Consider the following 25,907-nt stretch of genomic DNA (forward strand, 5'->3'; position numbering starts at 1 on the left):
CCAAGACAACTGAACAGGCTTACCCAAAGGCAAGGAAGAGAAGAGTAAGCTGGGAGATACGTCACAGAGAGCCCGGATTGGTGGAAACGGGTACGGAAGGCCTGGCCGAACATGGTCTCGGAGCCGCGCACCGAGTGTATCTGCATTAGGCTGCGACGGGAGCGCCCGTAACAGCGCAGGAGTATCGGAGTTTCTCCCGTACTTCATAAGGCCCGTATCCGTGAGGAGCGGGTGAAGCAAGGTGGTACCACGAAGCCAAAGGCTCTCGTCCTTGATGATGCATCAAGGGCGTTTTTTTGTACCCTGAATCGATGTCGGCTGCTCCGGCGGTACCCCGGAACAGTTTACATAATCCTAATCAATCCAACAGAAAAGGAGAAATACATCATGAAGAAGCTCACCTCTCTGCTCCTCACCGGCGCGCTGGCTCTGGGTCTGCTGGCCGGCTGCTCCAGTTCCACCGGCGGCGACACCGGCACCCCCCAGTCCTCCTCCCCTGCCCAGCCCTCTGCGTCCAGCTCTCTGGAGGGCACCACCATCACTGTGGCCGCCTCCCCCACGCCCCACGCCGAGATTCTGGCCGTGGCCAAGGAGGTCCTGGCCGAGCAGGGCATCACCCTGGAGATCAAGGAGTTCACCGACTACATCCAGCCCAACCTGGCCACCGAGGAGGGCGAGGTGGATGCCAACTACTTCCAGCACATCACCTATCTGAACAACTTTAACGAGGAGAACGGCACCCACCTGGTGAGCGCCGCTGAGATCCACTACGAGCCCTTCGGCATCTATGCCGGCACCACCGCCTCCCTGGCCGACCTGCCCGACGGCGCCAAGATTGGCGTGCCCAGTGACCCCTCCAACGAGGGCCGCGCCCTGCTCCTGCTCCAGCAGGAGGGCCTCATCACCCTGAAGGAGGGCGTGGGCCTGACCGCCACCAAGCTGGACATCGCCGAGAACCCCAAGAACCTGCAGATTGAGGAGCTGGAGGCCGCCCAGCTGCCCCGCTCTCTGGACAGCCTGGATCTGGCCGTCATCAACGGCAACTATGCCCTCCAGGCTGGCCTGAACGCCTCCGAGGCCCTGGCCATTGAGTCTACCGACGGCGAGGCCACCCAGGCCTATGTGAACGTGCTGGCCGTCAAGGAGGGCCGTGAGAACGACCCCGCCATCCAGGCTCTGGTGGAGGCGCTCAAGTCCGATGAGGTCAAGGCCTTCATGGAGGAGACCTGGCCCAACGCCGTTGTTCCTATGTTCTGATGGTTGACAACCTGTTGTCTCTCTGCTAAAATGATGGAAAATGTCCCGGCAGGGCCGGGACATTTTCTCAAATTAATTTCATAGTATTCATACTGAATAAGGAGGAAATAAAATGAAGATCGCCCACTCCCTCATGGACCTCATCGGCAACACCCCCCTGCTCCGCCTGGAGCGGTACGAGGCCGCCAATCAACTGTCCGCCGCTCTGCTGGCCAAGCTGGAGTGCTTCAATCCCCTTTCCTCCGCCAAGGACCGGGCCGCCAAGTACATGATTGAGGACGCGGAGGCCAGGGGCCTGCTCAAGCCGGGTACTATCATCGTGGAGCCCACCAGCGGCAACACCGGCGTGGGCCTGAGCTATATCGCCGCCATCAAGGGTTACCAGGTCATCCTCACCATGCCCGAGACCATGAGCCTGGAGCGGCGGAACCTGCTCTCCGCACTGGGTGCCAAGCTGGAGCTGACTCCCGGCGCCCAGGGTATGAAGGGCGCCATCGCCAAGGCGGAGGAGCTGCTGCGCACCCTGCCCTCTGCCTGGATGCCCGGCCAGTTCGACAATCCGGCCAACGCCACCGCCCACTACGAGACCACCGGTCCCGAGATCTGGCGGGACACCGACGGCAAGGTGGACATGCTGGTGGCGGGCGTGGGCTCCGGCGGCACCGTCACCGGCGCCGGCCGCTACCTGAAGGAGCAGAACCCCGCCATTGAGGTCATTGCCGTGGAGCCCGCCGAGTCCCCGGTGCTCTCCGGCGGTCAGGCCGGTCCCCACAAGATCCAGGGCATCGGCGCTGGCTTTGTGCCCGCCGTGCTGGACCGCTCCGTGGTGGACCGGGTCATCCCCGTCCCTGGCGCGGACGCCTTTGCCGCCAGCCGGGCCCTGGCCCAGACCGAGGGCGTGCTGGTGGGTATCTCCTCCGGCGCGGCCCTGTCCGCCGCCGCTTCCCTGGCCAAGGAGGAGGCCTACCGGGGCAAGAACATCGTGGTGGTGCTCCCCGACACCGGTGAGCGCTACCTGTCCACCGGCCTGTTCCAGAAGAGTGAGTAAATAAAAGGAGCTGTCTGCCATCCCGGCAGACAGCTCCTTTTTATTTTTACCTCAGCTTTGCCAGAATCAGGCCCGGCAGGGCGTCCCGGTTGTCCTCGGTTACGGTGATAAGTTCCACATTGGGGTGGTCGGCAATAGACCTGGTCCAGCCCGGGAAGCCCTCCCTTACCACGCCCAGCACCGGCGTGTCTCCCTCCAGCTTCTCCAGAGCCGCCTGCTGGAAGGCCAGGGCATCCCGCTCCAGGCGGCCGCACTCGTCCATCACCCACAGCATGGGCGTCCCGGTCAGGCAGGCGGTGCCCAAGGCGTCAAACCGGCCTGGAATGGCCTCCGGCGCACAGCCGTTGAAAAACTTCACCACCGCATGGTCTTGGTCGTACCGGGCGGGCTCCGCCGCGCTCCACAGGTAGAGCAGCCGCTCCGGACAGGCCCGGTCGGGGCCGAAGCCGGTACGAAAGCCCCCTACTGCCCCGCTCCACGCCTCCAGCACCCGGGTAATGACCGTGCTCTTACCGCACTGGACCGAGCCGGTTAGAAAAATATGTCTCATGCAAACCTCCAAAAACATTGACAACCAACCGCAAAAATAGTATGCTTTTGACAATAGGCCTGTGGGACACCCTGTCCCCACTGTCTTTCATCTGGTATCATACTCCGGTTTTTTCCACAATTCAATATTCTCCGAGCCCCTGCGCCTAAGGCTTTGCTATGGCGCCCGGGCCGTGGACGTCCCTATGGCGTCCTTTCAGGGTCTGCGCTGGAAACGGACAGGCCTTCCGTGTTTGAGAAGGAGAGGTTTTTTCAGGCTGTACCGCTGTATGCGCGGTATGGTTTGATTGTTGTTGCCTCCGTCCTCTCGACGGAGGTTTTTTTGTATCCTTTTTCGCCCGCTCGGAGAAACAGAGAGGAGCTCCGCCCATGCCGTCTGCATCGCCCCGAGGGGGCAGAAGAAAAGTCCTGATTATTCTGATTATGCTGGTTTTGCTGGTGTGTACCGCCATCCTGTCCTTTGGTCTGGGCCGGTACCCCATCACGCCCGCCGAACTGGCAGGCATCGTGCTCTCCCGCTTCTTCCCCATCGAGCAGTTCTGGGCCGACACCATGGTAAACGTGTTCTTCAACGTCCGCCTGCCCCGGATCATCATGGCCTGTCTGGTGGGCTGCTGTCTGTCCGCCGCCGGCTGTGCCTACCAGGGTATTTTCCAGAACCCCATGGCCTCCCCCGACATCCTGGGCGCCACCAAAGGCTCCGCCTTCGGCGCCTCCCTGGCCATCATCGCCGGATTCGGCGCACAGCTGACCATGCTGATGGCCTTCGGCTTCGGCATCCTGACCGTGGTGCTGGTGTGGCTGGTGAGCAGCCGCGCCAAGGGCAAGCGGGTCATGAGCCTGATTCTGGCCGGTATCGTTATCAGCTCCCTCTTTGAGGCGGGCACCTCCTACATCAAGCTGGTGGCCGACCCCAACGAGGCCCTTCCCAAGATCACCTACTGGCTCATGGGCAGCCTGTCCGGTACCACTCGGGACAAGGTTTCCTTTGTGTTCCTGCCCATGCTGATTGGCCTGGTCATCCTGTTCGTGCTCCGGTGGCAGCTGGGCGTGCTCACCATGGGCGACGAGGAGGCCCGCACCATGGGCGTCAACGCCAGGGTGGTGCGGCCGGTGATCATTCTGGCCTCCACCCTCATCACCGCCGCGGCGGTGTCGGTGTGCGGCGCCATCGGCTGGGTTGGTCTGGTGATTCCCCACCTGTGCCGCCGCCTGGTGGGCAGCAACACCCGGTACCTCATGCCCGCCTCCATGGTGGCAGGGGCGCTGTTCCTGCTGATTGTGGACAACATCTCCCGCAACCTCTACGCCACTGAGCTGCCCATTGGCATCCTCACCGCCTTTGTGGGCGCGCCCTTCTTCCTCTATCTGATGATGAAGGGAGGCGATGTGACGTGAGTATTGAAGTCAAACACCTCTCCTTCTCCTACGGAAACCGCCAGGTACTCAAGGACGTCAGCTTCTCCGTGGGCAAGGGCCAGCTTCTCTCGGTGCTGGGTCCCAACGGCGTGGGCAAGAGTACCCTGTTCCGCTGCATCCTGGGCCTGCTCCACGGCTTCCAGGGTGAGATCACCGTGGACGGCGCGGTGGTCAGCAATCTGGGTGCCCGGGAGCTGGCCCGCAAGGTGGCCTACATCCCCCAGTCCAACTACCCCGCCTTCCAGTACAGCGTGTTCGACATGGTCCTCATGGGCACCACGGCCCAGAGCAGGGGCTTCTCGCCCCCCGGCCCCAAGCAGGAGGCCGCCGCTCTGGAGGCGCTGGAGCGGCTGGACATCGGCCATCTGGCCGAGCGGAGCTACACCCGCCTGTCCGGCGGCGAGCGTCAGCTGGTGCTCATCGCCCGGGCTCTGGCCCAGCAGTCCACCGTGCTGCTGATGGACGAGCCCACCGCCAACCTGGACTACGGCAACCAGATCCGGGTTCTCACCAAGGTGCGTGCCCTGGCTGACCAGGGGTACACCATCGTCCAGTCCACCCACAACCCGGAGCAGTCCTATCTCTTCTCCCACCAGATTCTGGCCATGAAGGACGGCCAGGTTCTCTCCCACGGCACCCCTGACGAGGTGATGAACGAGAACCTGATCAAGGCCCTCTACGGCATCGATGCCGAGGTGGTACCCCTGCGGGACGGGCGGATGCGGGTGTGCATCCCCCGTGACCTTCCCACGTTTTCCCCCTGCGAGCAGGTGGAATATAATCCGGTCTCTTCAAATCAGTAAGGAGGATTGTTATGAAACACAAAGCCCTGTCTCTGCTGCTGGCCCTGGCCATGGTAGTCTCCCTGGCCGCCTGCACCCAGACCACCCCCGAGGCCAGCCCGTCGGCCTCCGGCTCTCCCGAGCCCTCCGTCTCCCAGACCCCCAGCGCCCAGCCCTCTGAGGAAGGTACTGCCGACACCGTCCAGTTCACCGACTCCTGCGGCCGCACGGTGGAGCTCCCCGCCCAGATCGACCGCATCGCGCCCTCCGGCCCCATGGCCCAGATCGTGCTCTTCGCCCTGTGCCCCGACAAGTTCGTGGGTCTGGCCAGCGAGTGGGACCCCGAGGCCGACCAGTACATTGACACCGAGTACTACAACCTGCCCACCCTGGGCCAGCTCTACGGCTCCAGCGCCGGTGAACTGAACCTGGAGTCTCTGGCCGCCGCTGATCCCCAGGTGATCATCGACATCGGCGAACCCAAGGACTCCATCGTGGAGGATATGGACGCCATCACCGAGCAGCTGGGCATCCCTGCCGTCCACATTGACGCCTACACCGCCACCATGGGCGACACCTACCGCATGCTGGGCGAGCTGCTGGGCATGGAGGAGGAGGCCGCCGTCATCGCCGACTACTGCGACGAGATCTACGGCGAGACCGTCTCCATGATGGAGGCCATCGGCGACAACAAGGCCAATATCCTCTACTGCCTGGGTGACCAGGGCCTGAACGTCATCGCCCAGAACTCCTACCACGCCGAGGTCATCGACCTGATGACCAACAACCTGGCCGTGGTGGATTCCCCCTCCTCCAAGGGCACCGGCAACGAGGTGGACATGGAGCAGCTCCTCCTCTGGAACCCGGATATCATCATCTTCGCTCCCGACAGCTACTATGACCAAGTGGCCGACGACCCGGTGTGGCAGGACCTGACCGCCATCCAGAACGGCAATTACTATGAGGTGCCCTTCGGGCCCTACAACTGGATGGGCTTCCCCCCCTCCGTCAACCGCTATCTGGGCATGCTGTGGATGGGCGCTCTCCTCTACCCCGACCAGATCGACTATGACCTGTACACCGAGGTGGCCCGGTACTACGAGATTTTCTACCACTGCGACCTGACCCAGGAGCAGTTCGACGCCCTCACCGCCAACTCCATCGGCAAGCTGGCGAGCTGAGCTACAACAAAGTCAAAAGAGCTGCGGCGCAGATGCGCCGCAGCTCTTTTTGATGGATTTATTTCACTGTTTCTGGTATACTGATACTAAAGATGAGCCATTTTTGCGGAATATAAGGAGGAAAACGGTATGAAACGGTTTTTCGCCCTGCTCTCAACTCTGGGGCTGCTTCTGGCCCTGGCCGCCTGCGGCCCTGCCGCAGAATCCCCCGCGCCTACCGATACTACGCCGCCTCCCACCGAAAGCATGGTGCCCACTCCGTCGCCGGAGGAGAGCATGACCGTGGAGACGCCCGAGGCGACGCCGCCCCAGGAGAGCCTGCCGCCTGAGGAGACGGAGGAGCCCGCCGAGCAGGAACTGCCGGTTTCAGCGGACTATGCCGACGAGGACCTGCTCTCCCGGCCCGAGGACTACGACCTGCTGCTTCTGGACGAGAGCGAGTACCGGGTGGACGTGGCTATCACCTCCACCGAGACAGTCACCGATATTCAGGTGGTGTCCATCCCCATGGACGATATGGGCTACCGGGTGGACGCCGTTCTGGGCACCCTTGACGCCATCGCCCCCGGCCGTCCCTTTGTGGTGGCCATGGCCTTCCCCGGCGACATGCCCAATACCGCCCTGGTCTTTACCGACTCGGACGGCGCCGTCCATTACTGTGCCATCGCTATGAGCGGCAAGGACGGCTCCCTGCTGCTCATCCCCTTTGAGCCGGTTTCCGATTAATCCTGCTCCTCCTCGGGGCACTTCTCGTGGTAGCGCTTCACCAGGTCGGCCAGGGTGATGTTGTCTACCACGCCGTCCACCGCGTCCTGAATCTGCTGCCACACCTCCAGGGTGACGCAGCGGTCCGCCCGGCCGCAGCAGCTGCCGCCGGACACACAGCTCACCGGAGCCAGGTTGCCCTCCAGCTGGCGGAGAATCTCGCCCACGGTGTACTCCTCGGGAGTACGGGTCAGCAGATAGCCGCCGCCCGCGCCCCGGACGCTGCGCACCAGGCCGCCCCGGGCCAGCTGGGTGACGATTTGCTCCAGGTATTTATCGGAGATCTCCTGCCGTTCGGCCACGTCCCGCAGGGGGACGGCGGAATCTCCAGGCTGGATGGCCAGATCCAGCATCAAACGAAGGGCATAGCGGCCCTTGGTGGAAATTTTCATATCAGAAACTCCTCTTCTCAGGTAGTTACAACTATATTACCACGGGTTTGGTAGGATTTCAAGCAAAAAAAGCTCTTGACTTTAACAGCAAAAAGTGCTAAAGTTTCTCTATCAAACAGGAGAGGAGCTCTACCATGGCGCTGTGCTTCGGCTATGCATACGGCTATTACCGCTATTACCGTAGCGGTTATTTTGCCTGCCCATAACCGATTTGCCAGCTGGGAGCGTTTCCTAACCGGAACACATACCGCGGCGGTCCGTTTTGGGCCGCCGCGTTTTTCTTTTTCCGCGGCGGGACGGAGTGCCGGAACGAGAAAGGATGGAATATATGGTTATCATTTTAAAGCCTGATTTTACCGCGGAGCAGATGGAGGAGGCCATCCGTGCCATGGAGGCCGGCGGCGTGAAGGTCATGGTGTCCAAGGGCAGCGAGACCACCATTCTGGGCGCTGAGGGCGACACCAGCCGTCTGGACGGGGAAAAGCTGTCCCAGCTGCCTGGCGTGGACCGGGTGATGCGGGTCAGCGAGCCCTTCAAGAAGGCCAACCGGAAGTTTCACCCCGACGACTCGGTCATTGACCTGGGCGGCGGCGTGACCGTGGGCGGCAACAAGCTGGCCGTCATTGCCGGACCCTGCTCGGTAGAGAGCCAGGAGCAGATTGTGGGCGTGGCCAGGGACGTGCAGGCCGCCGGAGCCGTGGCCCTCCGTGGCGGCGCCTACAAGCCCCGCACCTCCCCCTACGCCTTCCAGGGCATGGGCTCCCGGGGCATCGAACTGCTGCGGGAGGCCCGTGAGGCCACCGGCCTGCCCATTGTCACCGAGCTGATGAGCGCCGACCAGATTCCCCTCTTCGAGGCCTGCGTGGACGTGATTCAGGTGGGCGCCCGGAACATGCAGAATTTCGACCTGCTCAAGAAGCTGGGCAAGCTCAACAAGCCCATCCTGCTCAAGCGGGGCCTCAGCTCCACCATTGAGGAGTGGGTCATGTCCGCCGAGTACATTCTGGCCGGCGGCAACCCCAACGTCATCCTCTGTGAGCGTGGCATCCGCACCTTTGAGACTTACACCCGCAACACCCTGGACCTGTCCGCCGTGCTGGCCGTCAAGCAGATGACCCATCTGCCTGTGGTGGTGGATCCGTCCCACGCCTGCGGCAAGGCCTGGATGGTGGAGCGGATGAGCCTGGCCGCCGTGGCCGCCGGAGCCGACGGCCTGCTGATCGAGGTCCACAACGACCCCAAAAACGCCCTGTGCGACGGCGCCCAGTCCATCACCCCCGCTCAGTTCAGGGACCTGATGGGCAAAATCGGCGGCATCGCCGCCTGCGTGGGCCGCAGCGTGTAAAAGGAGGTCTTTTCCATGTCAAAAACCATTGCCGTCATCGGCCTGGGCCTGATTGGCGGTTCCATGGCCCTGGCGCTGAAGGGCTTTGAGGACTTTGAAATTGTAGGCGTGGATGTGTCGGAGCCCACCCTCCGCTTCGCCGCGGAGCACGGTGTTGGCGACCGTGTCACCGCTGAGGCGGGCGAGGTGGTCCCCCAGGCGGACGTGACCATCCTGTGCCTTCACCCCAGGGGCATCACCCGGTTCCTGGAGGAGTACAAACATCAGTTCAAGCCGGGCAGCCTGGTAACCGACGTGTGCGGCATCAAGACCGCCATCATGGAGGCGGCGGAGGTGCTGCCGCCCGAAGTGGACTTCATCGGCTGCCACCCCATGGCGGGCACCGAGTTTTCCGGCATTGAGCACGCCTTTGGGGAGATGTTCCAAAAGTCCCACCTCATCCTCACCCCCAGGGAAAAGAGCACCCAGGAGCACATCGCCCTGATGGAGCGGCTGGCCGACTACATCGGCTGCAAGGACGTGGTGCGCACCACCCCCGAGGAGCACGACGCCATCCTGGCCTACACCAGCCAGATGATGCACATCATCGCCGTCTCGGTGTGTGACGACCCCACGCTCTTCACCTGCAAGGGCTTTGAGGGCAGCTCCTTCCGGGGCTGCACCCGGGTGGCCGCTCTGGACGTGGGGCTGTGGACCCAGCTCTTCTCCATGAACTCCCCCGCCCTGCTCACCGCCCTGGACCGGCTGGAGGAAAACCTCCACGCCTACCGGGAGGCCATCGCCTCGGGGGACACCAAGCTGCTCTCCGAAAAGCTGGCCTTCTCCGCCGGCCGCAAGCGCAAGATGAACCTGGAAGGTCCCGACCTGCTCAGCCTGGATTAAATCAGCGGCGCATCCCGGATATGGGATGCGCCGCTTGCTTTTTACTCTTTTTCCGGCAGGAAGAAAAAGTCCTCCAGCCGGTTGTCCCGGTCCTCAAAAATCTCGTTGTACTGGAGCATCTGGTAGTTCAGCAGCCCCTCCTGTGCCGCCTGGCTCATGTCCGTGGTCTGCTCATGCCAGGTGCCGTCGGTGTCCTGATAGCCCACCGCGTTCACTGCCGGTACCGTCTCCCGCAGCTGGCTGAGGAAGGTCTGATAGCCGGTCTTGGGCAGGTTGGCCGCGTCCATCAGCAGCCCGGACAGGTAGTTGAGGGACAGCTTCACGTCCTGCTGTTCCTCAATGTCGTAGTTGGCCCAGATGAGGAAGGGCACCTCCTGCTTTTTCTGGGCCTCCTCCACGGTGGGGTCGCTGCCCAGCAGGTCGGTGTAGAAATTGGTGGCCACCTGGGGCTGGTGGTCGCCGAACATCAGAATCATGGTGGGCTCCTCCACCTGGGAGAAGTAGTTGACGAGGTACTCAAAGGCCTTATCGCTCTGGTAAATCAGGTTTAAGTACTGGTTCACCGTGTTGTACTTGCCCTCCATCTCCCCGGTGAGCCACACCTCCTTGGGCAGGTTGGTCCACGCACCCGAGTAGGCGCTGTGGTTCTGCATGGTCACGTTGAAGATGAAGAGGGGCTCCCCCTTCTCCTTCTCCTCGCAGATGCGGATCAGGTTCTCGTAGTCGGTCTGGTCGGAGATGTAGTCCCGGATGTAGTAGGGATTCTCAAAGTCGCTCTGGAAAAGCCAGCGGTCAAAGCCAAAGGCCTTGTACACGGGAATCCGGTTCCAGCCGGAGGAGTAGTAGGGGTGCATGGCCACGCACTCATAGCCCTGGGCGCTCATCTGGGCCACCATGGACTCGGATCCCTCCTTTACATAGAGGTGGTAGGGCACCGTACCCGCCGGAAGGAAGGCGGTGGTGTTGCCGGTGAGGAACTCGTACTCCGAGTTGGCGGTGGTGCCGCCGAACACGGAGGAGTAGGCCGTGCCCCGGATGGTGTTCTCCGTCAGGGAGCGGAAGAAGGGCATGGGGTCCTGATTGGTCTCCAGGTCAAAGGTTCCGGTCAGGTCGGAGAAGGACTCGTTCATGATGACAATCACGTTGACCGGCTGAACCCCGCCGTCCCCTGTGCCCGACACGGGCACAGAATCCTCCTCCACCTCAGCCACAATTTCAGCCAGGGCCTCCTGGGAGTAGCCCTCCGGCTCGGACACGGAGGAGTACCGCAGGCACACGGAGAAGTTGAGCACAAAGCCGTTGCCCCGGGTGGTCCACATGGAGGGCTCAATGCCCACGGCGGAGAGGAAGCTGGTGCCGAAGAACACGGCCAGGAAGGCAGCGCAGACGGCGGTTACCGGCACAGCGGAGCGGAGGCGGAGCCTGGCGCGGCCCTTCTGCCTGGGCAGGGTGAGCAGCAGGAGCAGGAAGAGGGCCAGTCCCAGGGCAGTGAGGGCCTGCTTGGTGTCAAAGGCGTAGTTGTAGTTCCCCGCCACGTTGACGGCGGTGCCCAGGGTGAGCAGGTCGCCCGGGAAGATGGTGCGGCCCCGGAAGGCGATGACATAGTGGTTGGCCATGCCGATGACCCAGAACAGGGCGGTGGAGATGCCGCAGGACAGGTTCCGCCGCCCCACGATGAGCCAGACAACCAGGGCGATGATGTAGTAAAAGGCCAGGTTCAGGGCCACCTGGAGGGTGGAAAAGCTGGTGAATGGGTTGTTCCAGTTGAGGATCTCCACCAGGGAGTACCCCACCACCGGGCCGGCGGCCCAGAACAGCCGGGACAGCCACAGCGCCGCCCGTCCCTCCAGCTTGAAGCGCACCGGGATGGGCAGGGTCAGACCCAGGGCCCACAGCAGGCTCTCCCACCAGGGGAAGCCGGATACCAGCAATCCCGTCAGTACGCCCGCAAAGACCAGCACCGACGCGATCAGGCCCCAGCGCCGTATCTCCACCCATTTTTTCCCAGTTTGGACCGGCAATTTTGTCTCTGTCTTCATGGTATTTCTCTTACCTCGCACGCAAATATGTCCTATGGAACAAAAAGCGGCCGCGCCGGATGAGCCGGCGCGGCATATTGAGCGATATCCTTACCGTTGCATCAAGATCTTACACGGATTTTACGGAAAGCGCAAGAAAAAAACACGAAAGATTTTATGAAGTTTCTGCCGTTTCAGGTAACCTGAAAGATCCACTGCTCCCGGATCAGGGCCTCCCGCATCTCCCGGTCGGGAGAGAAGATGAGGATTCCCGTACCGCCGCCGGGCAGGCGGTAGAGCAGGTAGCGCTTGCTTCTGGGATCCAGGAACAGGCAGGCCCGCACCGTCCGGCTGGCCTGCCGGGCGGAGAGCTGGCCGGGGAGATAGACGCCGTAGGCCAGGATGTCCTCCGTGTCGATAATCTCCAGCACAGGGGGATTTTCCCCGCTGCCCTGGGAGACAATGAGACGGCGGCCGTCGTACTCATAGGTGTAGACCGCGCTGAAATAGGGTACCGCCATCACCACCGCCATGCAGAAGGGCAGCAGCATCAGCTGGTGATAGCCCATGGTTCTGGCCAGGGCCAGCAGCACGAGGGCACAGCAGGCGCACAGCACCCCGTAGCGCACCAGCGCGTATTTCCGGTACAGCCGCTGCTTCCGATACATGTGCACCCCTCCTCCCTGCAAACGAACCTTCTATTGATATAGACGTTTGGCAGAACGGATTTGTTACACAAAAACCCAAAATTTTTTAAAAATTTTCGTCCCCTCCCCAGCCCGGGAAGGGGATATGTTATGATTTCCTGGCCAGCTTGTCCATACTGACGCCCAGGGCCACCGAGATTTTATAAAAGGTCTCCACGGAAAAATTGCGCCCCACCCGCTCGCTCTCAATCTGCCGGACAAAGTCATGGGACAGGTCCACCAGCTCAGCCAGCTGAGCGGAGGTCAGCCCCTTCTCTTTGCGGTATTTTTTGATGTTGCGCCGTATGGTGTTATAAATATCCCCGTCAAATACGGGAGGCTCGGTCTTTTTCATCTGATACGCCACCACCTGAGAAAATTGTACCCAAGCGGGGCCCAAATGTATGTTAGCTATAAACTCACAAATTCTCCTTGCTTTCCCGCTTTCCGGGTGGTAAAATATTTCCAGCCGACGCCGGGCCCGGTATTTTTAATGGATTCTTTATTTGACAGCACGGCGGGCCGGTGGGATAATTTCTTTGCGGCTCGGGAAAGAGCCGGGAAAGGATGAACGCAGCAATGTGGAAAAAACGACTGAGCGCCCTTGCGCTGACCGCGGTTATGGCGGTCAGTATCTCCGCGCCTGCACTGGCCGCTGAGACGGAGGCCCCCGCCACCCGGGAGGAATCCGCCGCACTGGCCGCCCAATATGCCGCCCAATACGGCGGCGCCGTCAGCGTGCAGTACGCCGTGTGGCAGGACGGAGAGATCACCATCTCCGGCCATGCCGGCGTGTACTCCAAGTCGGAGAACCGGGTCCTGCTGGACACCGACCTGTACGGCATCGGCTCGGTGAGCAAGATGTATGTGACCGCCGCCGTCATGCAGCTGGCGGACCAGGGCAAGATCGACCTGGATGCGCCGGTGACCAAGTATCTGCCCGACTTCAGGATGGCCGACGAGCGGTACAAGGACATTACGGTCCGCATGCTGCTCAACCACTCCTCCGGTCTGATGAGCGCCTCCCATAACATGCTGCTCTTCGCCGACGATGACCGCTCCGCCACCGAGAACCTGCTGGAGACCCTGTCCACCCAGCGGCTGGCCGCCGACCCCGGGGCATACAGCGTCTACTGCAACACCGGCTTCACTCTGGCTGAGCTGGTGGTGGAGGCAGTGAGCGGCAAGACCTTCCCCGAGTATCTCCACGAGTCCATTCTGGTCCCCAACGGCCTGGAGAATACCTTCACCCCCCAGGATGAGTTTGATGCCTCCCGCCTGGTAAAGACCTATCTGGGCGAGGATCCCCGGGCCCTGCCTCAGGACTGCCTGGGCACCGTAGGCACCGGCGGCATCTACGCCAGCGCTGCCGACCTGGCCGCCTTCGGCGGCCTGCTCTGCTCGGACGGGCTGCTCACCTCCGCCTCTCTGGATGCCATGGCCGCCCCCGAGTACAGCAGCGGCATCTGGCCCGACGACACCGACGACATTCTGTCCTTCGGCCTGGGCTGGGATACCGTGTCCCTGGCCCCCTTCGGGTACAATGACATCCAGGCCCTGGCCAAGGGCGGCGACACCCAGTACTACCACGCCGCTCTGGTGGTGCTCCCCGAGTACAACATGGCTGCGGCGGTGCTCACCTCCGGCGGTGTATCCACCTACAACCAGATGGCCGCCTCCCGGATGCTCATTGACGCGCTGACGGAACAGGGCGTGGCCGTGGACGAGACCGTCCCTTCCCTGCCCGCCGCCAATCCCAGCCAGTCCATGCCCGCCGGGATGCTGGACTACTCCGGCTACTACGCCTCCACCCTCCAGCAGTTCAAGGTCGACATCTCCGCCGACGGCGTGCTCACGCTTCAGTCCCTCACCGTGCCCAGCTCCCCCGCCCAGACCTTCTACTACTTTGACGACGGGTCCTTCCGGGATGAGACCGGCACCGCCGCCATGGTCAAGCCGGTGGTGGAGGAGAACGGTGAGACCTACCTCTGGCAGAAGGCCTACGCTTTTCTCCCCGGCCTGACCGTGCTGCCCACCTCCAACTATGTGGCGCAGAAGGTGGAGCCCGTGCAGCTCTCCGAAGCGGTCCAGGCCGCCTGGGACAGGTGGAACACCACCAGCGTCCTGCCTCTGAACGAGAAGTACACCTCCCAGGTCTGGCTCTCCCTGGGCACTGCCTCCGCCGCTGAGCTGCCCGAGTACATCCCCGGCTATGTGGGGGCCCAGAAGATTGCGGACACCAACCACAGCCAGTTTGCCGTGCAGGTGCCCGGAAATGCCGGCCGCGACGGCTCGGACATCACCATCACCGAGCGGGACGGCCACATCTGGATGGACGCCCAGGGCCTGCTGTACGCCGACGCCTCCATCGCCCAGCCCATCTACTGCGGCGCTGGCGCCTACTCCACTGTCCAGCCCGACGGCTACGCCCGGTGGTACACCGTGGACAGCGCCGCCGGCCTGACCATCCAGGTGGAGATTGAGGGCAACGGCGGCTTTTACGTCTACGATGCCGCCGGCAGCCTGACCGCCTCCTCTGTGGTGTGGGGTGACAGCACCGTCACCCTGCCTGAGAACGGCATTTCAATTCTGCTCTGCGCATCGCATGTAATCTGTATCAACTGCATTACCCCCCAGGAATCTTTCTTTTTTGAAGCAGCCTATTTTTCTACAGGTAGTCATCCGGAAGGGAAATGGAGGTAAAAAGAACATGCAAAAATGTAGGTCGTTCCTTGCCGTTATACTGACAGCGTGTCTATGTCTGAACAGCACCGCCTTTGCTGTCGCTGTATCTGCAGAATCCCCGGCGGCCGATGAGCCTTCTGTCCTGTTCTCGGAGGAATTTGAATCCCTGGATTCCTCGATCTGGACAGTCTCCTCTGGGGATTGGGGTACAGAAGCCCTTGAGGGCGGAAATCCGGCTCTTGTCGGAGCCGGTACCAGTCTCATCTCCGCCGGAGATACTACATGGACCGATTATGTAATGAGCTATGATATTACGCCTACCTCTGATGGTGTGGGTGGTTCAGCAGGCGCAATCTTTCGCTATCAGGATGATAATAATTTCTATCATTTCAGGCTCATGGACTATAAAGGGGACAAGTACGCAGCGCTTCTGCAGTGGAAAAACGGAAAGTCCTCTTCACTGGGCAATCGCGTTCCCTACAATTTTGAAGTTGGCGTTACCTATCATTGCTCGGTCCGTGCCGTTGGAAACCAGCTGGAGTGTTATGTCTGGCCCGCTGGTGAAGAGATGCCCGTCGAGCCTGTTCTGAAATACACCGATGAGGATAACCCCATCATGTCAGGCAGCATCGGTTTTCGGGTCTATGCCCCAGAACGGGCATACTTCGACAATATTCTGGTGACTCAGGCCCAAGCCGAGCCAACCATCACGGTCTCTTTTGATACGGACGGCGGCTCAACTATCGATGATCAACAGTTGAAAATCGGGCACACACTTACCGCCCCTGAAGCGCCTATTAAAACGGGCTATCTTTTTGGCGGCTGGTATGCAGATCCCGCCCGGGAGACTCCCTTCTCTTTTGACACTCCGCTCAGTTCGGACACCACGCTCTATGCCAAATGGATCGCGCTCCCCCCTGGGGAGACGGTAAACGTCGCTGACGATTTCAGTGGAGATTTGTCCGCATGGTCTCTGGTAAAGGGCCCTGAAGGTTCCTTCAGCATTCCGGAAGGGGACGCACGCCTTCTGGCCTCCAACAGCAGCAGCGGCAGAGCTGAGTTTATCCTGACAACCTATGAGGCGCTGGTTGACAGCGTTATCGAGGTGGACGTCACAGTTGAGGACGACAGCAAGGACTTTACTGTCGGTATCATTACTCGTTTCTCCGATTCCAAGAACCACCTCCTGGCCTGCTATACCAACGGGAAGGGTGTGCGCTTTGTTGACCGGGCAGGCTCCACTGTCACGCCGGATCCATCTGTAACCCTGGAGAAAGGAAAAACTTATCATTTTAAGCTGATTTCATCTGGCAGTACATTCCGGTTTTTTATTGATGATCAGGAAATCTATTCCGTGCAGAACACCGCCCATCCTTTTGGTCAGGTAGGTCTGTACACAAGCAATTCTTCTGAAATTTATTTTGACAATTTTGAATTGAGCGGAAGCCTTGTTCCTGAGGGTAGCGACTTCCCTGCCACCGGCGTTGTGCTCAGTCGGGATGAAATGACCCTGGAGGAGGGCCAGATCCTTGGCCTCTCCGCCGTTGTGGAGCCCTTTTACGCCACTAATCAGGCCGTAGAATGGCGTTCGGAAGATCCTGAAATCGCCGAAGTAGATCAGAATGGCAAGGTGCGCGGTATCACCCCCGGCTCAACAAAAATCATTGTGGAAACCCAAGACGGCGGCCACACGGACTCCTGCAATGTTACGGTTGTGGAGGCACCGCCCGAGCGGGAACAGAACGCTGTGGTTCCTATCCAGTGGGAAAATTTCGCTCCAGGTCCCTTTACGGATCCATTGGCGCAGAAATATGCCAAAGCTGCCAACAACAATATGAAGTACAATCTTTTCCAGTGGATCGACAGTCAGTTTGGTACGAGTCCTGATGAATTTTATCCGATTGGTTCGACTGTAAAAGGTTATGCTGCACTGGCGTTTGTTTCTGCCACAGTTCTCAGCATGGATGTCTATGACGAAGCGCTCGTTGGACACAGTAGAGAAGAGGCCATTGACCGTACAGTTAAACTGATTGCCTCTATTGCATACAAGCACAGAAGCAACCAGGAGTCCGGCGGCTGGGGCATCAGCCCTGATAAAACCACGCGGGGCGCTTCCGATCAGACTGCGCTGGACGCGAACGTCTGCGGCACCGCAGCATGGCTTATGTGGGAATACCTTCCTGATGAATATCGGGAGTATGCCCGCAGGATGGTGGAGTATGAGGCCAACTCCCTGATCGACTATGAGGTTCCCTATTATCAAAGCCCTGACGGAACAATACTCACACCCGGAAATACAAGAGGCGAGGAAAATGCCTGGAACTCCGGTGTTTTGGCTCTGGCGCTCTCCATGATGCCCAACCATCAGAACCGCGAAGCCTGGGCCGAAAAATGTACAGAGCTGATGCTCTCCTCCTACGCAACTCCCAATGATCTTCTGAATACGCATGAAATCGACGGAAAAGCCGTAAAGGACTGGCTAAATGGCTCAAATGCCGAGAATAATGGTATCGCCATCAACCACAGCCGTATCCATCCCGATTACATGGCCGTTATTGCCCATCTGCTCAATGGTGCAGTACAGTTTGCCATGTCCGGACAGACCGTGCCGGAGGAAACGGTGTTCAATGCGGATCTGATTTACCAGGCCTATGTGGATCTGGAATTTGAAACGCCGGAGTACAACGAGCCCGGCGGCAGCATGTACAAGTCTCTCGCCCCCAAGCTCTATTACCCCATGACAAACGATTATGGGGACAACAGACTGATGCATGTGGCCTCCATTGATGTTTTTGCCGATGCACTGGGCTTTGACCATAACGTAACTCTGGACGGCGAATACTGGGCCAATATACACATTGACGAAATTCTCCGGCTCCAGGATCGCTTCACAGATGGCCGCACCTATATCGATGATGAGGAAGGTGGTTCATCCGGAAGCGAACGCTGGGTATCCGTGCATCTGGCACGCGCAATGATGGGCATTTGGCTGCGTCAACAGCGTCAAAGTGGAACTGTCTTTGATTTTGAACATTCTCCTGAAGCGGATGCTCTTCCTGACGGCTTTATGCAGTATACCATAGGCAATACCTATGGCACGGTTGAATATGATGGAACCTATAAGCTGGATACAATGGGTTGGCTCGGGGACACAGAAGATGCCTTCCGCTATGTTTATCAGTATACAGACGGCAATGCCTCTATTGCGGTTGCCATCACCGAGCTGCAGAGCCAGGGTTCCATTTCAGACGCAGCTGCAGGTGTGATGTTCCAGTCTGGAACCAAATCGGAAGATGCGCCAAATGTTTATCTTGGATACTCTGATGGCAAGCTGACGCTCGCAGTACGTGAGACTGCAGGCGGTGAACGGCGCATTGTGGAGGAGTGTACGGCAGCACTCCCAATCAGCGTAAAACTGGAGCAGTCGGGTGACACAATAACGGCTTCTTACAGTACAGATGGAACATGGACCAAATTAGGAAGCGCAGTAATTGAAGATTGTTCTCAGGGTACCATTGGCTTCTTGGCCGTATCTGGGTCGAATGACGCATTTACTCATGCAGAATTTAATGTACTGTCCAGTTCTGAGCCAGAAACGCCCGATTCTGGTTCCTCCACGCCCAAAAATACATATACGACTGTCAAGCAGAATCCCGATGGTTCTACCACTGTTACAGTAACCAACAGGAAAACAGGAGACGTCACTGGAACGACAACGTATCCCAACGGAGTTAAAATTGTCACTGTTGCGCCGGGAAATGGCGCTCCTGTCACTATCGATGTCACAGTTCCTGAGCATTTGGATGACGTTACAGTAACCATTCCAACTGTTATCTCTCCCGGCCCCGGAGATATCCTCGTTCGCATAGGAGATGATGGCAGCCGTGAAGCCATAAAACTCTCAGCACCTGCTGCATGGGGCATAAAACTAAGTCTCAATGGCAGCGTCAAGCTGGAACTGGTGGACGGCAGCAGCACCTTCCACGACGTGCCGGCCAGCCATTGGGCTGCGGATGCCATTAATTTTGTTGTAAGCCGCAGCCTTTTCCTCGGCGGAGACAATGGCTTTTATCCGTCGGCTGAGATGAGCCGTGCCATGCTTTTTACCGTCTTGGCCCGGCTTGATGGTGTGGATATTTCCGGCGGAATTTCCTGGTATTCCAACGCGGTAGACTGGGCACAGACGGCCGGCATTAGCGATGGAACTGCCCCCGAAGAACTCATTACCCGTGAACAATTCGTCGTTATGCTTTACCGCTTTGTCAATGCCGAGCCGGTGACAGCTGATCTGACAGTTTTTTCTGATCATAACGTTATCTCGGATTGGGCACTGGAAGCTATGCACTGGGCTGTCCGGGAAGGAATTCTGATAGGTGATTCTGAAAACAGACTAAATCCTTCTTCTCCTCTCAGTCGTGCAGAAGCTGCCGTGATGATTCAGCGCCTGGTTTCGTATATCCTGGAACATTAACGCCATTTTGTTTGTCTCAGGCAAGTATCATTTAAATCCTTCTGAATGGATCAATGAAAAAATCCGGACCGCAGTAATGCGGTCCGGATTTTTTTGCACATTTTTATCTTGTCCTGTGGATCATTTTCTCAGTGGCTCAGGAGGCGCACCCGGAGGACGCCCTCCAGGGCCCGGATCTCGTCCACCACGTCGTCCCGAATCTTGGTGTTGATGTCCACCACGGTGTAGGCGTAGTCCTTCTTGGACTTGTTGGTCATGTTCTCCACGTTCACGTTGTCGTCGGAGAGGACCTTGGTGATGTTGGCGATGGCGCCGGGGATGTTCCGGTGGATGATGCACAGCCGGGCGATGCCGCTCCAGGGCTGCTCCAGGGCAGGCAGGTTCACGCTGTTGCGGATGTTGCCGTTCTCCAGATAATCCCGCAGCTGCTGGGCGGCCATGACGGCGCAGTTCTCCTCGCTCTCGGGGGTGGAGGCACCCAGGTGGGGGATGGCAACCACGTTGCGGCCCGTGAGAATCTTGTTGTTGGGGAAGTCGGTGACGTAGCAGGCCACCTTGCCGCTCTCCAGAGCCTGGAGCATGTCGTCGTCGCTGACCAGTCCGCCCCGGGCAAGGTTGATGACCCGCACGCCGCTCTTCATCATCTGAATGGCACTGGCGTCAATCATACCCTTGGTGTCCCCGTTGAGGGGCAGGTGGAGGGTGATGTAGTCGCAGTTCTTATAGATGGTCTCCAGGTCGTTGGCCCGCTGGACCATGCGGGAGAGGGACAGGGCCGCGTCCACGGACAGGAAGGGGTCGTAGCCCCACACGGTCATGCCCAGCTTGGTGGCAATGTTGGCCACCTGGACGCCGATGGCGCCCAGGCCCACCACGCCCAGGGTCTTGCCCTGGACCTCGGGGCCCACAAACTGACTTTTGCCCTTTTCCACCACTTTTTCCACGTCGGCCCCTGCGGCGGCCTGCTCCTTGACCCAAGCCGCGCCGCCCACCACGTTGCGGGAGGCCAGCAGCATGGCGCAGATGACCAGCTCCTTGACAGCGTTGGCGTTGGCGCCGGGGGTGTTGAACACGGCGATGCCCGCCTCGGAGCAGCGGTCGATGGGGATATTGTTGGTACCCGCACCCGCTCGGGCGATGGCCCGCAGGTTTTCGGGGAATACGTACTCGTGCATGTCCGCCGAGCGGACCAGAATGCCGTCCTCATTCTCCACGTCGGTGCTGACGGCAAAGCGGCTCTGGTCCAGCACGGACAGGCCGGCGGGGGAAATTTTATTCAGCGCTTTGATGCGGTACATGTTTGGTTCGCCCCTTCTCAGTTATTTTTGTCGAAGGTTTTGATAAAGTCGCACAGCTTCCCCCCAGAAAAGGCTGCGCCTTTCCCGGGGACCCCGGATTTTACTTCCTTGGGCGGAGTGAATCCGCCCTGCGGCAAGATTTTGGCCTCTGGCCAAAATGCTTGGACGCGGCTCAGCCGCGCCCCGCCTTTCGGGGCCCCGTGGAGAAGCTGTGCTTCCGGGTTCAGTTGTTCTTGTCGAAATCCTTGATGAAGTCGCACAGCTTCCCCCCAGAAAAGGCTGCGCCTTTCCCGGGGACCCCGGATTTTACTTCCTTGGGCGGAGTGAATCCGCCCTGCGGCAAGATTTTGGCCTCTGGCCAAAATGCTTGGACGCGGCTCAGCCGCGCCCCGCCTTTCGGGGCCCCGTGGAGAAGCTGTGCTTCCGGGTTCAGTTGTTCTTGTCGAAATCCTTGATGAAGTCGCACAGCTTCTCCACGCCCTCCACAGGCATGGCGTTGTAGATGGAGGCTCTCATACCGCCCACGGAGCGGTGGCCCTTCAGGTTGGTGAAGCCGGCGGCGGTGGACTCCTTGACAAATTTGGCGTCCAGCTCGTCGTTGCCGGTGCGGAAGACCACGTTCATGTCGGAGCGGGAGTCCTTCTCCACGGCGCAGGTGAACAGGCGGGAGTTGTCGATGACATCATAGAGCATGGACGCCTTGCCGTGCTTGATGGCCTCCATGCCGGGCACACCGCCCTGGCCCTCCAGCCACTCCAGCACCAGACCCAGCATGTAGATGCACCAGCAGGGGGGCGTGTTGTACATGGAGTCCTTGTCAATCATGGTCTTGTAGTTCATCATCAGCGGGGTGTAGGGCAGCTCATGGCCGGCCAGATCCTCCCGGACGATGGCCACAGTCAGGCCGGCGGGGGCCATGTTCTTCTGGGCGCCGGCGAAGATAATGCCGTATTTGCTCACGTCCACCGGGCGGGAGAGAATGTCGGAGGACATGTCGCATACAATGGGCACGTCCCCGGTGTCGGGCACATACTGCCACTCGGTGCCGTAGATGGTGTTGTTGGCGCAGTAATAGAAGTAGCTGGCCTCAGGGTCCAGCTTCAGCTGGTCCTGGGTGGGGATGTAGGTGTGGTTCTTGTCGGCAGAGGAGGCAGCCAGGCTGATCTGGCCGTACTTCTGGGCCTCCTTGTAGGCCACATTGGAGAAATTGCCGGTGACAGCGTAGTCGGCCTTGCCGGTCTTACCGATCAGGTTCAGGGGCACCATGGAGAACTGGCTGGAGGCGCCGCCCTGGAGGAAGAGAATCTTGTAGTTGTCGGGCACCTGGAACAGCTTGCGGAAGCGCGCCTGGGTGTCCTCAAAGATCTTCAGGAAAACCTTAGATCGGTGACTCATCTCCATCACTGACATGCCTGAACCCTGATAGTTGGTGATTTCGGCACCGGCGCGCTGAAGCACCTCCAGCGGCAGCATGGACGGTCCTGCGGAAAAGTTGTACACGCGATCTGACATTGGACACCCTCCTAAATGTGTTTTGCCGTCCGCCCACCGGGCACACGGCATACTCAAGGGACGAAAAACGGCCGCAGAAGACCGCGGCCCTTCTGTGAGGCCACGGCACTCCGTGGCCGTTGCTTTAGTCCGATAAAGTATTAAAACTATTATAGCCCAGGGCACCGTCTCTGTCAATGATACAAACGTCTAAAACGGGAGGACACCATTCCCTGGTCTTTGTGAATTTTACAACATAACTTTCGCTTTTTTCAACAGCATGTTATAATTATCTAAAAAACTTTTTTGTCACTCTGCCGACTACGGCTTAGAACGGAGGCTCGCCTATGAAACTCAGTACAATCAGGGAGATTCTGGACGCCACGGTGCTCTCCGGCGAAGAACATCTGGACCGGGAGGTCCTGGCCGCCTGCGGGAGCGACTTCATGAGCGATGTGCTGGCCTATGTGAAGGACCAGGCACTGCTGCTCACCGGACTGGTCAATCCTCAGGTGGTACGCACGGCTGAGATGCTGGACATGAAGTGCATTGTCTTTGTCCGGGGCAAGACGCCGGATGAGTCCATTCTGAAGCTGGCCCAGGCCCGGGACATCGTGGTCATGCGCTCGCCCAGACGGATGTACGATGCCTGCGGGCTGCTCTATCTCAACGGACTGAGGGGGGACTGACGCTGTGGAGCCCATCAAACTGACCTATCACGTGGAGGGCGGCGACCTGATCGGCGCCGGTGAGGCCTCCAGCAAGATGAAAATGGCCCTCAAAAAGCTGGACCTGCCCCAGGAGACCATCCGCCGGGCGGCCATCTGCATGTATGAGGGCGAGATCAACATGGTTATCCACGCCGACGGCGGCCGGGCCGAGGTGGAGATCGCCATGGACCACATCATCATCCGCATGATCGACTCCGGCCCCGGTATCCCCGACGTGGACCAGGCCATGGAGGAGGGCTTCTCCACCGCCGGCGAGATCGCCCGGGACCTGGGCTTCGGCGCCGGTATGGGCCTGCCCAACATGAAGCGCTACTCCGACGAGATGAAGATCGACACCACCCTGGGCGTGGGCACCACCGTGACCATGCGGTTCAATCTGTAATCGGGGCAATATCATGTGGAAAAAAGTATATGATTTCCTGCACATCGCCATATGGGCCTTTATCGGCGTGTTTCTCGGCGGCAGCCTGTGGCGCTGCTATGAGTACCACGCCCGGCCCGAACTGTTCGCCGTGCAGTCCGCCCCCTGGTACCTGTCCATCCTGCTCAACGGACTGTTTACGGCGGTTATCGTCCTCGTCCTTCTCGTCCTTCGGAGGTGAATGAATTGAAGCACTCTGTTGTCCTGGAGTATAAGCGCTGCCGGGGCTGCACCACCTGCATCAAGAGCTGTCCCACCGAGGCCATCCGGGTGCGCAACGGCAAGGCCGCCATCCTCAACGCCCGCTGCATCGACTGCGGCGTGTGCATCCAGGTCTGCCCCCACAAGGCCATCAAGTCCATCAGCGACCCGCTGGACATGCTGAAGAAATTCCGCTACTGCGTGGCCCTGCCGGAACCGGCCCTCTACGGCCAGTTCCACAACATGGACGACATCGACATCATCCTCAACGGCCTGCTGGAGATCGGCTTTCACGACGTGTATGAGGTCTCCAAGGCCGCTGAGCTGGTCAGCGACTACCAGCGCCAGTGCATCACCGGCGGTGTGGACCGGGTCATGCCCCAGATCAGCTCCGCCTGCCCCACGGTGCTGCGCCTCATCCGCATGCGCTTTCCCAAGCTTATCCCCAACATCGCGCCGGTCATCACCCCGGTGGAGCTGGCCGCCATCCTGGCCCGGCGTGAGGCCGCGGAGAAGACCGGCCTGAAGCCGGAGGAGATCGGGGTGTTCTCCATTGTGCCCTGCTCCTCCAAGGTCACCGCCGCCCTCACCCCCGACGGCCTCAACCACCCGGTGCTGGACGGTGCCTTTGCCATCCGTGATATCTACCTGCGCCTCCTCAGCGCCATGAAAAAGCTGCGGGGCCAGGAGCTGCGGCCCCTGTCCTCCTCGGGCATCATGGGCGTGGGCTGGGCCTACTGCGGCGGCGAGTCCGCCGCCCGAATGGGCGAGCGGTATGTGGCGGTGGACGGCATCTCCAACGTGATCCGTATGCTGGAGGAGATTGAGGACGGCCGTCTGCCCGAGGCCGACTTCATTGAGCTCAACGCCTGCGTCCAGGGGTGCGTGGGTGGCTGCCTGACGGTGGAAAATCCCTACGGCGCCCGGATGCGCATCAAAAAGCTGATGAAAGGCCTGCCTGTGTCCCGCAACCGCTTTACCTTTAAGGGCGAGGACCGGGATGTGGTGAAGTTTGACTACGAATTGCAGTATGTCCCCGTGTTCGTGCTGGATGAGGATCGGGCCGCCGCCATGGAGAAGCTGGCCAAAATCGAGGCCCTGGAGCAGCAGCTCCCCGGCCTTCACTGCGGTTCCTGCGGTGCTCCCTCCTGCCGGGCCTTTGCCGAGGATGTGGTGCTGGGCCGGGCCAGCGAGGAGGACTGCATCTTCAAGATGAGGGAGCGGATGCAGTACATGACCGGCTCCTCCGACGCTGACGAGTACCTGCCCGCCCCCTTCCGCCACAAGAAGGAACCGCCCCACGGACACAAGAAATAACCCCTCACCTATTCTATGCCAGGAAGCGAGGTTTTCCCATGACTGTCAAAGAGCTGTCCGCCGCACTGTCCCTGACGGAATTCACCCTCCCCGCCCCCGACGTGCCGGTCACCGGCGGCTACGCCGGCGACCTGCTCAGCTGGGTCATGGGCCGGGCCAGCGCCGGGGACTGCTGGATTACCATCATGTCCAACCAGAACGTGGCCGCCGTGGCCCTGATGGCCGATGTGGCCTGCGTCATTCTGTCCGAAGGCGTCACCCCCGACGAGGCGCTCCTGTCCCGGGCAAAGGAACAGGAGGTCAACCTGCTGGGCTCCGACAAGGGCACCTTTGCTCTGGCCGCGGCAGTACACGACCTGCTGTGACCTTTGTTCCGGCTGCTGAAAGGCGGTGAGTTTCATCCCAAATCTTACATTTGACCTGCATCTCCACTCCTGTCTGTCACCCCACCCGGCTTTAGCCGGGCGGGGGCCCCGTCTTTTTTATCTGCTCGGGCGGAGTGAATCCGCCCGGCATCAGGGTTTTGCTCCGCAAAACGCCTGGTAGGGCGTCAGACAGGCTTTACCTTTCTGCTGCTGAAAGGCGGTGAGTTCTATCCCGAATCTTACATTTGACCTGCATTTGCACTCCTGTCTGTCGCCCCACCCGGCTTTAGCCGGGCGGGGGCCCCGTCTTTTTTATCTGCTCGGGCGGAGTGAATCCGCCCGGCATCAGGGTTTTGCTCCGCAAAACGCCTGGTAGGGCGTCAGACAGGCTTTACCCTTCTGCTGCTGAAAGGCGGTGAGTTCTATCCCGAATCTTACATTTGACCTGCATTTGCACTCCTGTCTGTCGCCCCACCCGGCTTTAGCCGGGCGGGGGCCCCATCTTTTTTATCTGCTCGGGCGGAGTGAATCCGCCCGGCATCAGGGTTTTGCTCCACAAAACGCCTGGTAGGGCGTCAGACAGGCTTTACCCTTCTGCTGCTG

22 protein-coding genes and 1 riboswitch are annotated in these 25,907 nt (G+C 60.0%); of the genes, 15 read left to right on the top strand and 7 right to left on the bottom strand.

Annotated features, from left to right (window positions below; all coding sequences use genetic code 11):
* Window positions 1-387: 387 nt before the first annotated feature.
* Together ACOX7T_RS06770 and cysK are read left to right on the top strand one after the other, a co-directional pair.
* Window positions 388-1,257 carry a MetQ/NlpA family ABC transporter substrate-binding protein gene (locus ACOX7T_RS06770; protein WP_433441140.1) on the top strand — a complete coding sequence of 290 codons (870 nt, stop codon included), beginning with the start codon at window positions 388-390 and terminating at the stop codon, window positions 1,255-1,257.
* Between the two features lie 112 nt (window positions 1,258-1,369).
* Window positions 1,370-2,305: a cysteine synthase A gene (gene cysK / locus ACOX7T_RS06775; RefSeq protein ID WP_433441143.1), complete on the top strand. Its 936-nt coding sequence runs from the start codon at window positions 1,370-1,372 to the stop codon at window positions 2,303-2,305.
* 46 nt (window positions 2,306-2,351) lie between these two features.
* Here the strand turns inward: cysK and ACOX7T_RS06780 are convergent, their stop codons facing one another.
* Window positions 2,352-2,855, bottom strand: coding sequence for a nucleoside-triphosphatase (locus ACOX7T_RS06780; RefSeq protein WP_433441145.1), 504 nt, complete (start codon window positions 2,853-2,855; stop codon window positions 2,352-2,354).
* A gap of 117 nt (window positions 2,856-2,972) precedes the next feature.
* Window positions 2,973-3,114: riboswitch (molybdenum cofactor riboswitch) on the top strand.
* Between the two features lie 109 nt (window positions 3,115-3,223).
* On the opposite strand from ACOX7T_RS06780, the gene ACOX7T_RS06785 reads away from it, so the two are divergent.
* The 4 genes from ACOX7T_RS06785 to ACOX7T_RS06800 all read left to right on the top strand — a co-directional run bounded on the left by ACOX7T_RS06785 (window position 3,224) and on the right by ACOX7T_RS06800 (window position 6,962).
* Window positions 3,224-4,252: a FecCD family ABC transporter permease gene (locus ACOX7T_RS06785; protein WP_433441147.1), complete on the top strand. Its 1,029-nt coding sequence runs from the start codon at window positions 3,224-3,226 to the stop codon at window positions 4,250-4,252.
* Window positions 4,249-5,076 (top strand): ABC transporter ATP-binding protein, encoded by an 828-nt coding sequence (locus ACOX7T_RS06790; protein WP_433441149.1) that lies wholly within the window; start codon window positions 4,249-4,251, stop codon window positions 5,074-5,076. Before ACOX7T_RS06785 ends, ACOX7T_RS06790 begins: the two co-directional genes overlap by 4 nt.
* A gap of 11 nt (window positions 5,077-5,087) precedes the next feature.
* Window positions 5,088-6,236: an ABC transporter substrate-binding protein gene (locus ACOX7T_RS06795; protein WP_433441151.1), complete on the top strand. Its 1,149-nt coding sequence runs from the start codon at window positions 5,088-5,090 to the stop codon at window positions 6,234-6,236.
* 129 nt (window positions 6,237-6,365) lie between these two features.
* Complete coding sequence (locus tag ACOX7T_RS06800) at window positions 6,366-6,962, top strand: hypothetical protein (RefSeq protein ID WP_433441153.1); 597 nt, start codon at window positions 6,366-6,368, stop codon at window positions 6,960-6,962.
* On the opposite strand, the gene ACOX7T_RS06805 is transcribed toward ACOX7T_RS06800, so the two are convergent.
* The gene (locus tag ACOX7T_RS06805) at window positions 6,959-7,393 is read right to left on the bottom strand and encodes an RrF2 family transcriptional regulator (protein WP_006573297.1); all 435 of its coding nucleotides are present in this window, start codon (window positions 7,391-7,393) and stop codon (window positions 6,959-6,961) included. The two genes, ACOX7T_RS06800 and ACOX7T_RS06805, sit on opposite strands and share 4 nt — an antisense overlap.
* 328 nt (window positions 7,394-7,721) lie before the next feature.
* Between ACOX7T_RS06805 and aroF the strand changes: the two genes are divergently transcribed.
* Both aroF and ACOX7T_RS06815 read left to right on the top strand, forming a co-directional pair.
* Window positions 7,722-8,738: a 3-deoxy-7-phosphoheptulonate synthase gene (gene aroF, locus ACOX7T_RS06810; RefSeq protein ID WP_433441155.1), complete on the top strand. Its 1,017-nt coding sequence runs from the start codon at window positions 7,722-7,724 to the stop codon at window positions 8,736-8,738.
* A 15-nt stretch (window positions 8,739-8,753) separates the two neighbouring features.
* Entirely contained in the window at window positions 8,754-9,620 is an 867-nt protein-coding gene (locus ACOX7T_RS06815; protein ID WP_433441157.1) for a prephenate dehydrogenase, read from the top strand.
* Window positions 9,621-9,661: 41 nt separating this feature from the next.
* Here ACOX7T_RS06815 and ACOX7T_RS06820 read toward each other — a convergent pair whose 3' ends face one another.
* The 3 genes from ACOX7T_RS06820 to ACOX7T_RS06830 form a co-directional block, all read right to left on the bottom strand.
* On the bottom strand, window positions 9,662-11,659 hold the full coding sequence (locus ACOX7T_RS06820) for an LTA synthase family protein (protein ID WP_433441159.1): 1,998 nt from the start codon (window positions 11,657-11,659) through the stop codon (window positions 9,662-9,664).
* Window positions 11,660-11,832: 173 nt separating this feature from the next.
* Window positions 11,833-12,306, bottom strand: a complete 474-nt coding sequence (locus tag ACOX7T_RS06825) for a hypothetical protein (RefSeq protein WP_433441161.1) — start codon at window positions 12,304-12,306, stop codon at window positions 11,833-11,835.
* A 127-nt stretch (window positions 12,307-12,433) separates the two neighbouring features.
* Window positions 12,434-12,679 carry a helix-turn-helix transcriptional regulator gene (locus ACOX7T_RS06830; RefSeq protein ID WP_433441163.1) on the bottom strand — a complete coding sequence of 82 codons (246 nt, stop codon included), beginning with the start codon at window positions 12,677-12,679 and terminating at the stop codon, window positions 12,434-12,436.
* A 224-nt stretch (window positions 12,680-12,903) separates the two neighbouring features.
* Here ACOX7T_RS06830 and ACOX7T_RS06835 point away from each other — a divergent pair, with 224 nt between their 5' ends.
* Both ACOX7T_RS06835 and ACOX7T_RS06840 read left to right on the top strand, forming a co-directional pair.
* Window positions 12,904-15,027, top strand: a complete 2,124-nt coding sequence (locus ACOX7T_RS06835; protein ID WP_433441165.1) for a serine hydrolase domain-containing protein — start codon at window positions 12,904-12,906, stop codon at window positions 15,025-15,027.
* Complete coding sequence (locus ACOX7T_RS06840) at window positions 14,975-19,480, top strand: S-layer homology domain-containing protein (protein ID WP_433441167.1); 4,506 nt, start codon at window positions 14,975-14,977, stop codon at window positions 19,478-19,480. The genes ACOX7T_RS06835 and ACOX7T_RS06840 overlap by 53 nt, the downstream gene beginning before the upstream one ends.
* A 128-nt stretch (window positions 19,481-19,608) precedes the next feature.
* Here the strand turns inward: ACOX7T_RS06840 and ACOX7T_RS06845 are convergent, their stop codons facing one another.
* On the bottom strand, window positions 19,609-20,778 hold the full coding sequence (locus tag ACOX7T_RS06845; RefSeq protein ID WP_433441169.1) for a phosphoglycerate dehydrogenase: 1,170 nt from the start codon (window positions 20,776-20,778) through the stop codon (window positions 19,609-19,611).
* Window positions 20,779-21,207: 429 nt separating this feature from the next.
* Window positions 21,208-22,290 (bottom strand): 3-phosphoserine/phosphohydroxythreonine transaminase, encoded by a 1,083-nt coding sequence (serC, locus tag ACOX7T_RS06850; protein WP_433441171.1) that lies wholly within the window; start codon window positions 22,288-22,290, stop codon window positions 21,208-21,210.
* A 326-nt stretch (window positions 22,291-22,616) separates the two neighbouring features.
* Between serC and ACOX7T_RS06855 the strand changes: the two genes are divergently transcribed.
* From ACOX7T_RS06855 to ACOX7T_RS06875, 5 genes are read left to right on the top strand one after another with little or no spacing between them, the layout of a single operon-like run.
* Window positions 22,617-22,958: a DRTGG domain-containing protein gene (locus ACOX7T_RS06855; RefSeq protein ID WP_294552314.1), complete on the top strand. Its 342-nt coding sequence runs from the start codon at window positions 22,617-22,619 to the stop codon at window positions 22,956-22,958.
* Window positions 22,959-22,962: 4 nt separating this feature from the next.
* Window positions 22,963-23,382, top strand: a complete 420-nt coding sequence (locus ACOX7T_RS06860; RefSeq protein ID WP_433441174.1) for an ATP-binding protein — start codon at window positions 22,963-22,965, stop codon at window positions 23,380-23,382.
* Between the two features lie 13 nt (window positions 23,383-23,395).
* Window positions 23,396-23,602 carry a hypothetical protein gene (locus tag ACOX7T_RS06865; protein ID WP_433441176.1) on the top strand — a complete coding sequence of 69 codons (207 nt, stop codon included), beginning with the start codon at window positions 23,396-23,398 and terminating at the stop codon, window positions 23,600-23,602.
* Window positions 23,599-24,939: a [Fe-Fe] hydrogenase large subunit C-terminal domain-containing protein gene (locus tag ACOX7T_RS06870; RefSeq protein WP_148319398.1), complete on the top strand. Its 1,341-nt coding sequence runs from the start codon at window positions 23,599-23,601 to the stop codon at window positions 24,937-24,939. Before ACOX7T_RS06865 ends, ACOX7T_RS06870 begins: the two co-directional genes overlap by 4 nt.
* A 38-nt stretch (window positions 24,940-24,977) precedes the next feature.
* A complete protein-coding gene (locus tag ACOX7T_RS06875; RefSeq protein WP_433441178.1) occupies window positions 24,978-25,304 on the top strand; it encodes a DRTGG domain-containing protein in 327 nt (108 codons plus the stop codon).
* Window positions 25,305-25,907 lie beyond the last annotated feature (603 nt).

This window comes from Pseudoflavonifractor sp. (genome assembly GCF_050943825.1).
GTDB lineage: Bacteria > Bacillota > Clostridia > Oscillospirales > Oscillospiraceae > Pseudoflavonifractor.

Excerpts from the sequence above, each read along its gene's own strand:
- ACOX7T_RS06795 (WP_433441151.1), top strand. The coding sequence starts at position 5,088 with ATGAAACACAAAGCCCTGTCTCTGCTGCTGGCCCTGGCCATGGTAGTC.
- ACOX7T_RS06865 (WP_433441176.1), top strand. The coding sequence starts at position 23,396 with ATGTGGAAAAAAGTATATGATTTCCTGCACATCGCCATATGGGCCTTT.
- ACOX7T_RS06855 (WP_294552314.1), top strand. The coding sequence starts at position 22,617 with ATGAAACTCAGTACAATCAGGGAGATTCTGGACGCCACGGTGCTCTCC.
- serC (WP_433441171.1), bottom strand. The coding sequence starts at position 22,290 with ATGTCAGATCGCGTGTACAACTTTTCCGCAGGACCGTCCATGCTGCCG.
- ACOX7T_RS06770 (WP_433441140.1), top strand. The coding sequence starts at position 388 with ATGAAGAAGCTCACCTCTCTGCTCCTCACCGGCGCGCTGGCTCTGGGT.
- ACOX7T_RS06820 (WP_433441159.1), bottom strand. The coding sequence starts at position 11,659 with ATGAAGACAGAGACAAAATTGCCGGTCCAAACTGGGAAAAAATGGGTG.
- cysK (WP_433441143.1), top strand. The coding sequence starts at position 1,370 with ATGAAGATCGCCCACTCCCTCATGGACCTCATCGGCAACACCCCCCTG.
- aroF (WP_433441155.1), top strand. The coding sequence starts at position 7,722 with ATGGTTATCATTTTAAAGCCTGATTTTACCGCGGAGCAGATGGAGGAG.
- ACOX7T_RS06835 (WP_433441165.1), top strand. The coding sequence starts at position 12,904 with ATGTGGAAAAAACGACTGAGCGCCCTTGCGCTGACCGCGGTTATGGCG.
- ACOX7T_RS06830 (WP_433441163.1), bottom strand. The coding sequence starts at position 12,679 with ATGAAAAAGACCGAGCCTCCCGTATTTGACGGGGATATTTATAACACC.
- ACOX7T_RS06825 (WP_433441161.1), bottom strand. The coding sequence starts at position 12,306 with ATGTATCGGAAGCAGCGGCTGTACCGGAAATACGCGCTGGTGCGCTAC.
- ACOX7T_RS06805 (WP_006573297.1), bottom strand. The coding sequence starts at position 7,393 with ATGAAAATTTCCACCAAGGGCCGCTATGCCCTTCGTTTGATGCTGGAT.
- ACOX7T_RS06785 (WP_433441147.1), top strand. The coding sequence starts at position 3,224 with ATGCCGTCTGCATCGCCCCGAGGGGGCAGAAGAAAAGTCCTGATTATT.
- ACOX7T_RS06845 (WP_433441169.1), bottom strand. The coding sequence starts at position 20,778 with ATGTACCGCATCAAAGCGCTGAATAAAATTTCCCCCGCCGGCCTGTCC.
- ACOX7T_RS06800 (WP_433441153.1), top strand. The coding sequence starts at position 6,366 with ATGAAACGGTTTTTCGCCCTGCTCTCAACTCTGGGGCTGCTTCTGGCC.
- ACOX7T_RS06815 (WP_433441157.1), top strand. The coding sequence starts at position 8,754 with ATGTCAAAAACCATTGCCGTCATCGGCCTGGGCCTGATTGGCGGTTCC.
- ACOX7T_RS06875 (WP_433441178.1), top strand. The coding sequence starts at position 24,978 with ATGACTGTCAAAGAGCTGTCCGCCGCACTGTCCCTGACGGAATTCACC.
- ACOX7T_RS06780 (WP_433441145.1), bottom strand. The coding sequence starts at position 2,855 with ATGAGACATATTTTTCTAACCGGCTCGGTCCAGTGCGGTAAGAGCACG.